The following is a 14759-nucleotide window of genomic DNA, read 5'->3' on the forward strand; positions in this document are numbered from 1 at the left end:
TCGCAGTGAAACGTTTCAATTCTGCGAAGGAACAATTGTTCGGTGTCAGGAGGGTGATCGACAATGAGGCGGACAACGATGTCGGCGCTGCTCGCGGCGATACTCGTCGCGAGCGGCGTTCCGGCGGTCGCGGCCGAACCGGCGGGTGCGGCCGACCGCGGACTGGTCAGCATCCGGTCGGTGCGCGGCGACGGCAACTTCGTGTCGTGGCGGCTGCTCGGTTCCGACGCCACCGATGTGGCGTTCAACGTCTACCGCGACGGGGTGAAGGTCAACCGCGCGCCGGTGACGACGGCGACGAGCTATCTCGACGCGGGTGCGCCCGCGACGGCGTCGTACTCGGTTCGTCAGGTGAGCGGAGGCGTGGAATCGGCGGCGGCCACGCGTTCCGTGGGCACCCTGGCGACGAGCAGGGACGTTCCGATCCAGAGTCCGGGCTCGGGCTATGTGGCGAACGACGCGTCGGTCGGCGACCTCGACGGCGACGGCGAGTACGAGATCGTCCTGAAGTGGGATCCCGCTGACGCCAAGGACAACTCGCAGGCGGGTCGCACGGGCAACGTCTACCTGGACGCGTACAAGCTGAGCGGCACCCGGTTGTGGCGGATCGATCTCGGCCGCAACATCCGGGCGGGCGCGCACTACACGCAGTTCCAGGTCTTCGACTACGACGGTGACGGCAGGGCCGAGATCGCCGTGAAGACCGCGGACGGCACGCGGTCGGGAACTGGTCAGGTGATCGGCAACGCGAACGCCGACCACCGCAACAGCAGCGGTTACATCCTGACCGGGCCGGAGTTCCTCTCGGTGTTCCGCGGCACGGACGGCGCGGTGCTCGACACCGAGAACTACGTGCCACCACGCGGAAACGTCTCGTCGTGGGGTGACAACTACGGCAACCGGGTCGACCGCTTCCTGGCCGCCACCGCGTATCTGGACGGCGCGCGGCCGAGCATCGTGATGGCCCGCGGGTACTACACCCGCAGCGTGATCTCGGCATGGGACTTCCGGGGCGGCCAACTGACCCGGCGCTGGACGTTCGACTCGGCGTCCCAGTCGAACCGCTCGGCCTGGGAGGGCAAGGGAAACCACAACCTCTCGATCGCCGACGTGGACGCCGACGGCCGCGACGAGGTCGTCTACGGCTCGATGACCATCGACGACAACGGCCGCGGCCTGTGGCAGAACAACACCCACCACGGCGACGCCCTGCACGTCGGCGACTTCATCCCGGGAAGGCCGGGACTGGAGGTCTTCAAGCCGTCGGAGTGGAAGACCGAGGTCACGCACTGGATGGGTGACGCGCGCACCGGCCAGATCATCTGGAGCGCGCCGTCGTGCGGCTGCGACAACGGCCGTGCGGTCGCCGCGGACGTCTGGGCGGGCAACCCCGGCGCGGAGGCGTGGTCCTCGTCCGTCGGAGGTCTGCGCAGTGCCACCACGGGCGCCCAGGTCGCCGCGCGGAAACCGGGGTCGACCAACTTCGTGATCTGGTGGGACGGTGACGCGCAGCGCGAGCTGCTCAACGGCACCACCATCGACAAGTACGGCCCCAACGGCGACACGCGGCTGCTCACCGGTTCGGGCGTGGCCTCCAACAACGGCACCAAGTCCACGCCGGCGTTGCAGGCGGACATCCTCGGCGACTGGCGCGAGGAGGTCATCTGGCGGACCTCGGACAGCCGGGCGTTGCGGATCTACTCCACCACCGAGCCGACGACCATCCGGCGGGCCTCGCTGATGGAGAACCGGCAGTACCGGGAGGCGGTGGCGTGGCAGAACACCGCCTACAACCAGCCGCCGCACCCGAGTTTCGCCTCGCCCTGATGTGACGGAATGCCGAATTCGCGAACGGGGACGCCCCGTTCGCGAATTCTTTTGGTTCCTGTGAATTGCTTTTAGATTCTTGCTGCCACGATCGGTGCCAGCCGGTCGGCGATCTTGCGGTGGCCCTGGTCGTTGGGATGCACGTTGTCCGTAGTGTCGGTGGCCTCGTTGATCCAGCCCAGGGTGTCGACGAAGTGCACGTTGCGGTCGCCGCCGTCGGTGAGCGTCTTCACCGCCGCCTGGGTCTCCGGGACGTACCGCTTGCGGAACGTGGCGAGGGCGAAGATCGCCGCTGTCGGGTACTTCTCCCGCGCACGCCGAAGAAGCGTGACGTAGGAGGAGCGGAACTGGTCCTTGGTGACGCTGTGGCCTACGTCGTTCGTGCCGAGGTTGATCACGACGGCGTTCGCCCGGTACCGGCCGAAGTTCCACGCGGGGGCGTTCAGTGCCAGGCCGGTGCGCAGGAAGCCCTCCCGCATGCTCAGGCACCCGTCCGCCGCCGGGTGCAGACAAGCGCCGCCCACCGCGATCTGCGTGTGGCCGGCCTTGAGCTTCTCGCCGGTCAGCCAGCCGTACGCGGTGAGCGCCTGCTTCGACGACCGCTGGCCGACGGTGATCGAGTCGCCGACGAACTCGATGGTCTTCGAGGGCACGGCGGGTGTGAACGTGCGCGCGCCGGTGTCGATCTCGATGCCCTGGTACACCGCGTCGCCCCTGTAGGAGCCCGCGATCGGGCGGTAGGAGACGCGGAGGGTGTGGTTGCCCGCGGCCAGTGGTGTCGGGGTGAGGTTCACCGTGCCGGTTCGGTTCACATAGGACACGTCGGGCCCGCCGTCGATGCTCACGAAGAAGTCGATCGCGCGGCGTTGCTTGAGCTTCACCGTGCGGCCGGTGAAGCCGACGACGAGGTAGGCGCCCGCCCATTCGGAGACGTAGGCGCTCGACGAGCTCGTGTTCCAGCGGCCGAAGTACTTGACGTTCGGGTCGGTGGGCGAACTCGTGGTGGCGGCGGACGCCGGCGGGGCCGCGGTGCTGACGAGCACCGCCACCGTGACGAGAAGTACCTTGATCATGATCCGGCCAATCGGTGCGAGGGCAGGGGAACGCGCGACCAGTCGACGTCCGAGGCGAGGTAGAAGCCCGGGTACGACGGCTGGTTGTAGGTGGTCTGCTGACGGGCGACATCGACGCGGTACTGGCGGTCGTGCATGAGCGTGTACATCTTGTGGTTGGTCGGTTCGGTGCTGAGGTAGAAGCGCAGCGCGGTGCTGTCCTGCGTGCGCACGACCAGTTCCTCGCGCCAGTCGCCGAACACGTCGGCCACGAGCGACGGGTTTCCCTTGGTGCCGTTGTTGGTGCGCGTTCCGGTGGCGGTGAGCAGCGTGCCGCGCCGCCAGTCCTCGACGGCCGGTGTCGCGTCCTGGGCTCCGGTCACGATCTGGGTGGTCAGGTCACCGGCCCAGCGGATGCTCATGTTCGTTCCGGGAGAACGGGTGTCGATCCGGCGGCCGTCCGCGCTCCAGAGGCCTGCGGACGCGGAGCCGTTCGGCATGGACGCCCACGTCTCGATGCCGGGCACGTCGGGGCGGACGTCGCCGATCATGCCGCGGCCGGTGTCCATTCCGGAGTAGGCGCCGTAGATCGTCGCGCCGGTGCGGGCGTCGCGCATCGCGTAGCCGTACGGGGCGGAGCGGGCGCCCTCGTGGACCATGAAGATCTCGAGGCCGGGACGGTTCGGGTCGATGTCGGTGACGTGCAGGGCGTCACCGTGCCCGACCCGGACCGTGGCTCCCGGTTCCACGCTGCCCGGTGGCAGCACACCGACCGAGCTGTACAGCAACGAGCCGTCGTCGTCGAGTGTCGCGCCGCCGTAGATGATCTCCTGCTTGCCGTCGCCGTCCACGTCGGCGACGCTCAACGAGTGCGAGCCCTGCGTGGTGAGCTTGGCATGGCTGGGGTTCGTGCCGTCGCGGCCGTGCGGGGAGTCGCGGAACGGGTTCGTCATCGGCACCCAGCCGCTGTCGGCGAGCCAGCGCTTCTTGAGCCGCCTGCCGTCCCAGTCGTAGGTCGCTACCGTGGAACGGGTGTAGTAGCCGCGCGCGAAGATCGCGGACGGGCGCTTGCCGTCCAGGTAGGCGACTCCCGACAGGAACCGGTCGACGCGGTTGCCCGGTTCGATGCGGGACATCGCGTAGTCGCCCCACAGGAGCCCGTCGTCGGTGCGGCCGGGTTCGTAGCGGACGGTCTGCAGCTCGCGTCCCGTGGCGCCGTCGAACACGGTCAGGTACTCCGGGCCGTCGATGACGAACCCGGCGAACTGGCGCAGTTTGTTGTTGGCACTGCGGGACGGCGCGTACACGTCGATGAAGTGGTCGGCCAGCGCGGCTGCGTCCTCTGTGGACAACGGATAGGGGTACCGCTGCTCGATGCCGAACGCCTGCTCCAGCGTCGCGGGCCACCGGCCGGCGACCACCTCGGGATGGGAGTCCCAGCCGCGGAACACGCCGACGAGGTGGTCGCGGTAGCCCTCCGGGCTGAGCCGGTAGTCGTCGGTGTGCCGGTACCCGGCGCGCACGTCCTCGCGCGGCATCGTGATGAACCGCTCGCGGCCGTCACGCGTGCCCGGCGCGGTCTTGGTCATCAGCTCCGCGCGGCCGTCACCGTCGAAGTCGTAGAACAGGAACTGGGTGTAGTGCGCGCCCGCCCGGATGTTCACGCCGAGATCGATCCGGTGCAGCAACGTGCCGTCGAAGCGGTACGTGTCGAGGTACACCGGCCCGGTGTAGCCGACCTGTGAGACGTCCTTGGAGTTGCTGGGATCCCATTTGACGACGTACTCGTACTGGCCGTCGCCGTCCACGTCACCGACGCTGACGTCGTTGGCGGAGTAGGTGTAGTGCTCACCGGCCGGCGTCACGCCGTCCGCGGGCTTGCGCAGCGGCAGGTCGTGGTGGGACCCCGTCCACGCCGTCACGGGCCTGCTGCGCCCCAGCGGGACACCGCGTCGTACGGGAGCGACCTGGTACCGCGCACCAGGTGCCGCGCCGGTGTCGACGTACGTGGTGCTGTCGGTGACGGTCGCGATGCGCTTGCCGTCCCGGTACACCGCGAAATCCGGACCCGACAGGCCCGTGGCGGTCGCGCCGGTGGCCTCCCGGCCCAGCAGGCGCCAGCTCAGGTGCACGCCACCCTCGACGGAGGCCGCGACGAGCCCGCGGTGTTCACCCGGTGTGGGGTGCGCGGCCGCCGGCAGTTGCCCGGCCAGGACGGCTGTGAACACCAACGGCAGCAGAACCCCTCGTCGCAGATCCACGACGGCTACGATGGACCCTGTCCAGCACCTGACGCAAGGGCCTGAATGTGTTGCTACGTAATACGGAAAGCGTTTTCCAGATCGCCTGTCGAATCGAGCCCGCCGTTCGACGGAAGAGGTGTCGAACGAGTCGAATCGACGTCATCGCCTCCGCGAACCGTCCACGCACAGAGATGGTGCCGCGGTGACCCGCCTGTGGTTCGAGGCCCCCGCCGAAGCGTGGGAGGAAGCGTTGCCGCTGGGCACCGGCAGGCTCGGCGCGATGTGCTTCGGCGGCGTCGGCACCGAACTGGTGCAGCTCAACGACGACCGGCTGTGGACAGGGTCGCCGCTGCCGGCGCCCTCCGGTGATCCAGGTCTGATGGAGCAGGCCCGTTCGCACGTGCTGGCCGGCTCACCTCGTGCGGCGGAAGAGGTGTTGCGACGCGTCCAGGGCCCTGACACCGCGAAGTACCTGCCGCTGGCCGACGTCTCGCTCGTCGGTGGGCCCGGCCCGGCCGAGGCCTACCGGCGTGAGCTCGACCTGCGCACCGGCGTGTACTCGGTCTCCTACCGGACCGGGGAGACGGTGGTGCGGCGGGAAGCCGTGTGCCACGCGGGCCTGCACGTCCTGGCACTGCGGGTGACCGGTGCCGCCGTGAGTCCGGTGCTGAGCGGGTCGTTGCCCGGCGAGCACTTCACCGCGTCCGGCGGGATCGTCGGCGTGCGGGGCGTGGTGCCGTCCGGAATGGCCTGGGCGGCGGTCGTGGCGGTGGACGGCGACACGGTCTACGTCACCACGGAGGCCGGCTACCGCGGGCCTGGCACCGCGCCGGTGGACGATCCCGCCGAATGCTCCCGCGTGGCGGTCGAGCGGGTCGAACAGGCGCGCGGGCTGGGCTGGCCGACGTTCCTCGACCAGGCCGTCCAGGCCCACCGGACGTTGTTCGACCGGGTGAGCCTCCAGCTGGGCCCGGTGCCGGACCTGCCGACCGGCGAGCGGATCGCGCGGCCGGACCGGGCGTTGCCCGCGTTGCTGTTCCAGTACGGCCGCTACCTGCTGATCACGAGCTCCCGGCCGGGCACGCTGCCCGCGAACCTGCAGGGCATCTGGAATCCGCACACCGATCCGCCGTGGCGCGGCAACTACACGCTCAACATCAACCTGCAGATGAACTACTGGCCGGCCGAGGTCACCGCCCTGCCCGAGTGCCACGAGCCGCTGCTGGAGTTCGTCGCGCAGCTGGCCGGACCCGGTGCGGCGACGGCGAAGGCGCTCTACGGCGCGCCGGGCTGGGTGGCGCACCACAACAGCGACCCGTGGTGCCTCACCACCCCGGTCGGCGCCGGCGATGGCGACCCGGCGTGGGCGAACTGGCCGATGGCCGCGGCGTGGCTGTGCCGGCACCTCCGCGACCACTACGCCTTCACCGGTGACGTCGACTGGCTGCGTGACCACGCGTGGCCGGTGCTGCGCGGAGCGGCCGAGTTCTGCCTGCACTGGCTGATCTCGCGCGACGGCGTGCTCACGACGGCGCCGTCGACGTCACCCGAGAACCACTACCTGGCCGGGGGAGAGCCGGTCGCGGCCGGCATCGGGTCGACGATGGACCTGGCGTTGACGGCGGACCTGTTCGCCGGTCTGGTCGAGATCGCCGAGGTGCTAGGGCTGCGCGACGACGTGGTGGACGCGGTGCGCGAGGTCGAACTTCCGCCACCGCCGATCGGATCGCACGGCGGGCTGCTGGAATGGGCCGACGAGGTGCCCGACGCGGAGCCGGACCATCGGCACGTGTCGCACCTGTTCGGTCTCTACCCCGGTGATCAGATCGATCCCGTGCTCACCCCGGAACTGGCCGAGGCCGCACGGCGTGCGCTCGTCGCCAGGGGAGACGCGGGCACGGGCTGGTCGCTGGCCTGGAAAGCCGCGCTGTGGGCCCGGCTCGGTGACGGCGAACGCGCGCACGCGTTGCTGTCGATGTTGCTGACGGAGGCGACGGACGGCAGCCCGCACGGGGGAGGGGTGTACCGCAACCTGCTGTGTGCGCACCCTCCGTTCCAGATCGACGGCAACTTCGGCGCCACCGCCGCGATCGCGGAGATGCTGCTGCAGAGCCACACCGGCGAGCTGCGCCTGCTGCCCGCGCTGCCTTCGGCGTGGCCGACCGGGGTGGTGCGCGGACTGCGGGCGCGGGGCGGCGTGGTGGTGGACCTGTGGTGGGACGGAGGGGAGTTGCAGGCTGTCGCGTTACGGGGTCTGCACGCTTCGAAGACAGTTGTCGTGACGTGCCAGGGCCATGCGGCGGAAGTGACGGTTCGGCCGGACGTTCAGCTGATGCTCGGCGAGAAGCTCGTCCCGCGGTGACGAACGGCCGCGCCCCGCATGGGGGCGCGGCCGTCTTGTGCGAAACACCGCGCGGGTCTGTCAGGCGGGCACGAAGATCGCGCCGAGCCGGTCGATCTCGGTGCCCGACCGGCCGGTGAACCCGGCGATGCGCCAGCCCGCGGGTGCGGTGACGGTGACCGTCTCCCCGGTCGGCTGCCCCGCCGAGAGCGTGCGCCCCCGGCTGGTGGTGAAGGCGGCCGAGAACACCCGCGTGTGGCCGTTGTGCTTGCTCTGGCTCAGTTTCGCGGACACGAAGTGTTCACCCGGCTCGAGCGTGAGCGACGTCGCCGTGCCGCCGGAGCCGCCGTGGGTGAGCGTCGTGCCGTTCGTGAGCGTGGCCGCGATCTGGTCCAACCTGCTGCCACCGCGCAATGTGAGCGTGCGCACGGCGCCCAGGTCGACCGCCGCGATGTCGGTGAACGGGCTTCCGTGCGGACCGCCGGCTTCGGCACTGAGCTGGATGTTGTCGTCCGCCGTCCAGTCGAACCGGGTGGCGATCGGGTAGTGGTCGGACAGCGGCCTGCCCTGGGAGTCGAGAAAGGCCGCGTTGTCGTTGCGGTAGTCCCGCGCGGTCAGGGTGATCTGCCGGTTGCCGCGGTAGAGGATCTTGTCGACCACCTCGCAGGAGTCGGTGACCGCGGCCGGGTCGCACACGAGTGCCGGAGCGCCCGCCGCAGGTGCCTGGCCACCGCGTTCGAGCTGGACCCACGCGTCGGTCAGGTCGTTGGTGGTGACGAGCTCGCGGATGTTGTCGTCGGCACGGGTGTAGCGGGTGTTGGTGTCGCCCATGACGATGACCGCGTTGCCCGCCGAGTTCGCGGCGATGTACCGGGAGAGCTGGGTGATGTTCGACCTGCGCGCCGCGAGGTCGGCGGTCTCGACGCCCGCGTTGGGGTGCAGGTTGTACAGGTCGACGCTCACCCCGGCCGCCAGCGTGATCCGCTTGTAGGTGAACCCCTTGGGCGTGAGGCAGTCCGTGCCGTTGCAGGACGACCACTTCGTGCGTTCGAGGTCGCTGTACGGCCGGTGCGACAGCGTGTTCAGGCCGCTGCCGAACGGGACGCCACCGCTAGTGGGCGTGCGATGGGCGTGGTTGTCGCCCGCGTACAGGGCCGCGTGGTAGTTGAAGTCCTCCTGGACGTTGACGACGTCATACGGCGCTAGACGCGGGCTGATCAACGGAGTGTTCACGGCGGGGTCGCCGGACGACAGCGGCTCCGGCAGACCCGCCACGTTGTAGGTCAGCACCTCGAAGCTGCCACCGGTGGCAGCGTGGGCCGGCGTGGTGAGTGCTGCCAGCACCACGGGGATCAGGAGCAGGGGTCTGATCATCAGTTGTGCGTCCACTTCTGATTGACGGCGCCGTCGCGAGTGAGCGTTAACAGCATTGGTGCAGGCCGACTTTCATTTTGCAGGGAGTTTCGAGAGAGAAGCGTTCTGAAAATGATGTGAGCGCTGACATACTGAGGCGGCGGAGTGGGGCCGTCAACCGCCTGGCGGACGTTCGCGAAAGATTCGACGGACGCCTTCGACGGTGTGGCAGAGGTTGTCCGGCAGGACAAACCCGACGTCAGCCGCGTGTCCGCACCGGACAGGTTCCGGCGGTGGGCCACTCGGCGGTGTCCTCGGGTGATCGGCTGGCTAGTGTCCGGATTCTGGGAGCGCTCCCAGAATCCTTGAGTTCAGCGAACATTTCCCTGGAGGTCGTCGTGACCTTGCGATTTCTCCGAGCGGTGGTGACCGGTCTGCTGCTGGCGGCCTGTGTGGTCATCGCTCCCACCGCGGCGAACGCCGCCGCTCCCGCACGAGTGATGGCGCTCGGTGACTCCATCACCGGCTCCCCGGGGTGCTGGCGGGCGCTGCTCTGGAAACACCTGCAGGACACCGGGTACACCGACGTCGACTTCGTCGGCTCACTGCCGGCGCCGGGCTGTGGCTTCACCTACGACGGCGAGAACGAGGGCCACGGCGGCTATCTCGCGACTAACATCGCGCGGGACAACCAACTTCCCGGCTGGCTCTCCTCGGCGCGGCCGGACGTCGTGCTCATGCACCTGGGCACCAACGACGTCTGGAACAACATCCCCGCGAGCACGATCCTGAACGCCTACAGCACGTTGCTCGGTCAGATGCGAGCGAGCAACCCGGCGATCAAGCTGGTCGTCGCCCAGATCATCCCGATGAACCCGTCGAACTGCTCCGCGTGCGGGCAGCGCGTGACCGACCTGAACGCCGCGATCCCCGGCTGGGCACGGGCGAACAGCACGGCGGCATCGCCGATCACGGTGGTGGACCAGTGGACCGGGTTCAGCACCGCGGCCGACACCACCGACGGTGTGCACCCCAACACCTCCACCGGTATCCAGAAGATCGAGAGCCGCTGGTACCCGGCGCTCGTGTCCGCGCTGGGGGCCGAACCCCCGGCCGCCGTGGGCCTGCACGTCGAGGGCGCGCGGGTCGTCGAGGGCGACGGCACGCCGTTCGTCATGCGCGGCGTGAACCACGCCCACGTCTGGTACCAGTCGCAGACGAGGGCCTTCGCGGACATCAAGTCCTTCGGCGCCAACACGGTGCGTGTCGTGCTCGGCAGCGGTCAGCGGTGGGGCCCGACCCCGGCGGCGGAGGTCGGCAGCGTCGTCGGGCTGTGCAAGCAGTCGAAGCTGATCTGCGTGCTGGAGGTCCACGACACCACCGGTTACGGCGAGCAGAGCGGGGCCGCGACCCTCGACCAGGCGGCCAGTTACTGGATCAGCGTGGCCAGCGCGCTCAAGGGACAGGAGAACTACGTCGTCATCAACCTGGGCAACGAGCCGTTCGGCAACAACGCCCAGGTCAGTGCCACGTGGGCGAGCGCGACGAGCAGCGCGATCAGCCGGTTGCGCGGAGCCGGGCTGCAGCACCTGCTGATGGCGGACGCGCCGATGTGGGGCCAGGACTGGGGGAACATCATGCGCGACAACGCGGCGTCGGTGCTCAACGCCGATCCGCAGCGCAACACCGTGTTCTCCATCCACATGTACGGCGTCTACAACACCGCGGACAAGGTCAACGCCTACTTCGACGCGTTCAGGTCGGTGGGTCTGCCCCTGGTGGTGGGGGAGTTCGGGCACAACCACAGCGATGGTGACCCGGACGAGGACACGATCCTGGCTCAGGCGCAGGCCCGCGGCCTCGGTTACCTCGGCTGGTCGTGGAGCGGCAACAGCAGCGACGTCGGCTACCTCGACATGGTCAACTCCTTCGACCCGGCGAGCCTGACCTCGTGGGGTCAGCGGATCCTCAACGGCACCAACGGAATCCGGCAGACCTCGAAGGAGGCCACGATCTACGGCGGCGGCAACCCGGGTGACACCCAGCCGCCGTCGACGCCGGGCACTCCGACGTCGTCGGGCGTGACGTCCACGGGCCTGACGCTGAACTGGACGGCGTCGACGGACAACGTCGGCGTCACCGGTTACGACGTGCTCCGCGCCGTGGGCAGCGGGTCCTTCACGCAGGTGGGCTCGACGGCGACGACCTCGTTCGCCGACAGCGGCCTCACCCCGTCGACCACCTACCGGTACCAGGTGCGGGCGAAGGACGCCGCCGGCAACGTGTCGGCCAGTTCCGGCATCGTGTCGGTGACGACCAGTGCGGGTGGCGGCACCGGTGCCTGCAAGGTCGGCTACTCGGGCCAGAACTGGGGCGGCGGCAACGGCTTCACCGCCAGCATCGCCGTCACCAACACCGGCACGAGCGCGATCAACGGCTGGACGCTGGCCTTCAGCTACGCGAACGGCCAGCGCGTGACCCTGCCTGGGTGGGGCGCGACGTTCGCCCAGTCCGGCGCTGCCGTCACCGCGACCAACCTGACCTGGAACGCCACTCTCGCACCGAACGCGTCCACGACCATCGGGTTCAACGGCACGTTCAGCGGGTCCAACCCGGCACCGTCGTCGTTCACACTCAACGGGAGCACCTGCACGGTCGGCTGAGTCTGCGTTTACACGATTCAACAGGCTGTCCGATTGCGGACAGCCTGTTGTCGTGTGCCTTGACACACCTCCTCTCACCCAACACGCTGGGCCCGCTGCCGCGATTGAAACGTTTCATCCAGCGACGAAGGTGGAGGCGACGTGCGCAGACGGGTGTTCCTCAGGACGTCGGCGGTCGGGCTGACCGCCACCGCACTGCCGGTCGGGACGGCACACGCCGCACCACCGGAGCGCGCCGGTGGGGTGCGCGTGGTGCGCACGAGCGTGGAGTACGCGGAAACGTTGCTGGGCACGGACGTCACCGCGCCCCGGCTCGGCTGGGTACTCGCGGCCGGTGGCACCGGTGCCCGGCAGACCGCCTACCAGATCGAGGTCGGCACCGCGCCCGGCCGCGCGGACGTCTGGCAGTCCGGCAAGGTCGGCTCCGACCACACCACGGGAGTCGCTTACGCGGGCAAGGAACTGCAGCCGCGCACCCGCTACCACTGGCGCGTCCGGGTGTGGGACGGCGCGAACCGGCCGTCGGCATGGAGCACCACGAACTGGTGGGAGACGGCGCTGCTCGGCACGCCGTGGCAGGCGCGGTGGATCGGCGCCACGGACACGTCGATCGGCTTCACCGGCGCGAGGTGGATCTGGTCGGCCACGACACCGGCCGCGAGCCGGTGGTTCCGCACGTCGGTCGAGCTTCCGGCGGACGCGGTCAGGGCCAGGCTCGTCGCGACGGCGGACGACGACTTCACCCTGTACGTCAACGGGTCCGAGGTCCTGCACGTGCCCGAGCAGGTCGACGTCTGGAAGGTCGGGCAACGCGCCGACGTGACCCGCCTGGCCGGCCGGCGGATCGTGCTGGCCGCCCGTGCCACCAACAGGTCGGCGGGACCGGCCGGTTTCCTGCTGCGCCTGCTGGTCGATCTGGCCGATGGTCAGCGCGAGGTGGTCACCGGCCCCGGCTGGAAGGTCGCCGAGACAGAGCAACCCGGCTGGCAGGCACCGGACTTCGACGACTCGGCGTGGGGTCCGGCGACGGTGCTCGACCCGTACGGCCAGGGCCCGTGGGGTGCGAACGTCACGGTGAAGGAGCAGCCGGCGCCGTTGCTGCGCAGGGAGTTCGCGCTCACCAAGCCGGTCAGGCGGGCCCGGCTGTACGTCAGCGGCCTCGCCTACCACGAGACCGAGATCAACGGCCGCCGCGTCGGCGACCGAGTGCTCGACCCCGGCTTCACCGACTACGACAACACGGTCCTCTACGCGACGCACGACGTCACGAGTCTCGTTCGCAGTGGCCGCAACGCGATCGGCGTGACGCTGGGCCGCGGCTTCTACGGCATGAAGACGCCGAACGTGTGGCGGTGGGAGCGCCCGCCGTGGCACGACGAGCCGAAACTGCTGGCACAGCTGGAGATCGACCACCCGGACGGCACGCGCACCACCATCACGTCGGACGACCAGTGGCGCCTGACCGACGGCCCCACGGTGTCGAACTCGCTCTACACCGGCGAGACCTACGACGCCCGCCTCGCCCCGCGCGACTGGACAAAACCCGGCTTCGACGACGGTGCGTGGCAGCGCACTTCCGTCAGGCCCGCACCGAAGGGCACGCTGAAAGCCCAGGAGCACGAACCGATCCGCGTGATCGAGTCGATCAGGCCGACTGTGAGCGTTCTCAAGCCCGGGGTCTTCGTGGCCGACATGGGCCGCACGATGTCCGGCTGGACCCAGCTCACCGTCACCGCTCCCGCGGGCACGACGGTGCGGCTCAAGCACGGTGAGACGCTGAACTCCGATGGCAGCGTTCACATGGAGAACGGTCACGTCAGCGGTGGCCGGATCCAGCTCGACGAGTACATCTGTGCCGGGGGCACGGAGACCTGGGAACCGAAGTTCTCCTACAAGGGCTTCCGCTACGTCGAGGTGACCGGCCTGACGGAGGCACCGAAGCTGGTCGGGCGCCTGGTGCACTCGGACGTGCCGCAGGTCAGCACGTTCCGCTGCTCCGAGCCGTTGTTCGAGCAGTACGACGCCGCGATGCGCCGCACGGTCGCGAACAACCTGCACGGCATCCCCACCGACACCCCGACCTACGAGAAGAACGGCTGGACCGGCGACGCCCAGGTCGGCGCGCCGTCGATGCTCGCCGAGTTCGGCATGGCGAAGTTCTTCACGAAGTGGCTCGGCGATCTCGCGGACAGCCAGGACGCGGCCGGCCAGCTACCGGTGATCGTGCCGAGCGGCGGCTGGGGTTACCGCGAACTCGCGCCCGCGCCCGAGTGGACGACCGTGTACCCGTTCGTGCTGCGGGAGATGTACCGGACCTACGGCGACGACCGGTTGCCCGCGCAGCACTGGCCGATCCTCACCCGCTACCTGGACTGGGAGATCGGCAGGCTGCGCGACGGCCTCGCGGTCACCGCGCTCGGCGACTTCCTGCCACCCGGCTCCGGTGGCATCCCGCCGGAGGACACCCGGCTCACCGCGACCGCGTACCTCTACCGGGCGCTGCTGCACACCGCCGAACTCGGTGACGTGATCGGCAAACCCGTCCCGCGCTACCGCGAAGTGGCGGCCGGCCTGTTGTCAGCGTTCAACAAGGCGTTCCTGGACGGCCACTACCGCACCGCCAAGGACAAGGACTACCGGCAGACGTCCAACGCGATCCCGCTCGCGTTCGGCATGGTGCCCGCAGGCTCCGTCCAGACCGTCGCGGACAAGCTAGCGAGCGAGGTCCGGGCGAACGGCAACCACGTCAACGTCGGCTGCCTCGGCGCCAGCGTGCTGCTACAGGCGTTGGGCGACAACGGTCACGCCGACGTCGCGCACGCCATGGCCACCGAGCGGTCGTACCCGAGCTGGGGCCACTGGTTCTCGAACGGCGCCGACACCATGTGGGAGATGTGGGACACCGGTACCCGTTCGCGCAACCACTACTTCAAGGGCACCATCGCGCAGTGGCTGTACGAGCACGTCGCCGGTCTGCGACCGGGCGACGCGGGCTACCGGACGTTCGTGGTCCGGCCTTCCGCGACCGCCCTGTCGTGGGCGCGGATCGAGTTCGAGAGCGTGCGCGGACGCATCAGCGTGGCGTGGGCGAAGGTCGACGGCGTGCTGCGGCTGACCGTCGAGGTGCCCGTGGGGTCGACCGCTGAGGTGCATGTCCCGCATGCCGGTGGTGTGGCGGTGGTGAAGGTGCCGCATGGGCGGTGGAGGTTCAGCGGGGGAGGTAGTGCTGCAGCGGCTGCGACCGCTGTACCGGCTTCCTGAGGTCGGCGGCACCGCGAGG

General features: G+C 69.5%; 7 protein-coding genes. 4 read left to right on the forward strand and 3 right to left on the reverse strand.

Annotated features, from left to right (window positions below; genetic code table 11):
* Positions 1-63 precede the first annotated feature (63 nt).
* A complete protein-coding gene (locus BLR21_RS00505; protein ID WP_090003653.1) occupies positions 64-1827 on the forward strand; it encodes a rhamnogalacturonan lyase in 1764 nt (587 codons plus the stop codon).
* A gap of 71 nt (positions 1828-1898) precedes the next feature.
* On the opposite strand, the gene BLR21_RS00510 is transcribed toward BLR21_RS00505, so the two are convergent.
* Both BLR21_RS00510 and BLR21_RS00515 read right to left on the reverse strand, forming a co-directional pair.
* The gene (locus tag BLR21_RS00510; RefSeq protein ID WP_090003654.1) at positions 1899-2900 is read right to left on the reverse strand and encodes an SGNH/GDSL hydrolase family protein; all 1002 of its coding nucleotides are present in this window, start codon (positions 2898-2900) and stop codon (positions 1899-1901) included.
* Positions 2897-5140: a rhamnogalacturonan lyase gene (locus BLR21_RS00515; protein ID WP_090003655.1), complete on the reverse strand. Its 2244-nt coding sequence runs from the start codon at positions 5138-5140 to the stop codon at positions 2897-2899. The genes BLR21_RS00510 and BLR21_RS00515 overlap by 4 nt, the downstream gene beginning before the upstream one ends.
* Before the next feature lie 184 nt (positions 5141-5324).
* On the opposite strand from BLR21_RS00515, the gene BLR21_RS00520 reads away from it, so the two are divergent.
* Positions 5325-7484 (forward strand): glycosyl hydrolase family 95 catalytic domain-containing protein, encoded by a 2160-nt coding sequence (locus BLR21_RS00520; protein WP_176929391.1) that lies wholly within the window; start codon positions 5325-5327, stop codon positions 7482-7484.
* Between the two features lie 60 nt (positions 7485-7544).
* On the opposite strand, the gene BLR21_RS00525 is transcribed toward BLR21_RS00520, so the two are convergent.
* Positions 7545-8837, reverse strand: coding sequence for a jacalin-like lectin (locus tag BLR21_RS00525; RefSeq protein WP_090004401.1), 1293 nt, complete (start codon positions 8835-8837; stop codon positions 7545-7547).
* Positions 8838-9214: 377 nt separating this feature from the next.
* Here BLR21_RS00525 and BLR21_RS00530 point away from each other — a divergent pair, with 377 nt between their 5' ends.
* Entirely contained in the window at positions 9215-11479 is a 2265-nt protein-coding gene (locus BLR21_RS00530; RefSeq protein WP_090003657.1) for a cellulase family glycosylhydrolase, read from the forward strand.
* 141 nt (positions 11480-11620) lie between these two features.
* Positions 11621-14740, forward strand: a complete 3120-nt coding sequence (locus tag BLR21_RS00535; protein WP_090003658.1) for a family 78 glycoside hydrolase catalytic domain — start codon at positions 11621-11623, stop codon at positions 14738-14740.
* Positions 14741-14759: the final 19 nt, after the last annotated feature.

The organism is Lentzea albidocapillata subsp. violacea (assembly GCF_900100275.1).
Classification (GTDB): domain Bacteria; phylum Actinomycetota; class Actinomycetes; order Mycobacteriales; family Pseudonocardiaceae; genus Lentzea; species Lentzea violacea.

What these genes read in the sequence shown, in the direction of transcription:
- BLR21_RS00505 (WP_090003653.1), top strand. Translation starts at nt 64, where the DNA reads ATGAGGCGGACAACGATGTCGGCGCTGCTCGCGGCGATACTCGTCGCG.
- BLR21_RS00510 (WP_090003654.1), bottom strand. Translation starts at nt 2,900, where the DNA reads ATGATCAAGGTACTTCTCGTCACGGTGGCGGTGCTCGTCAGCACCGCG.
- BLR21_RS00525 (WP_090004401.1), bottom strand. Translation starts at nt 8,837, where the DNA reads ATGATCAGACCCCTGCTCCTGATCCCCGTGGTGCTGGCAGCACTCACC.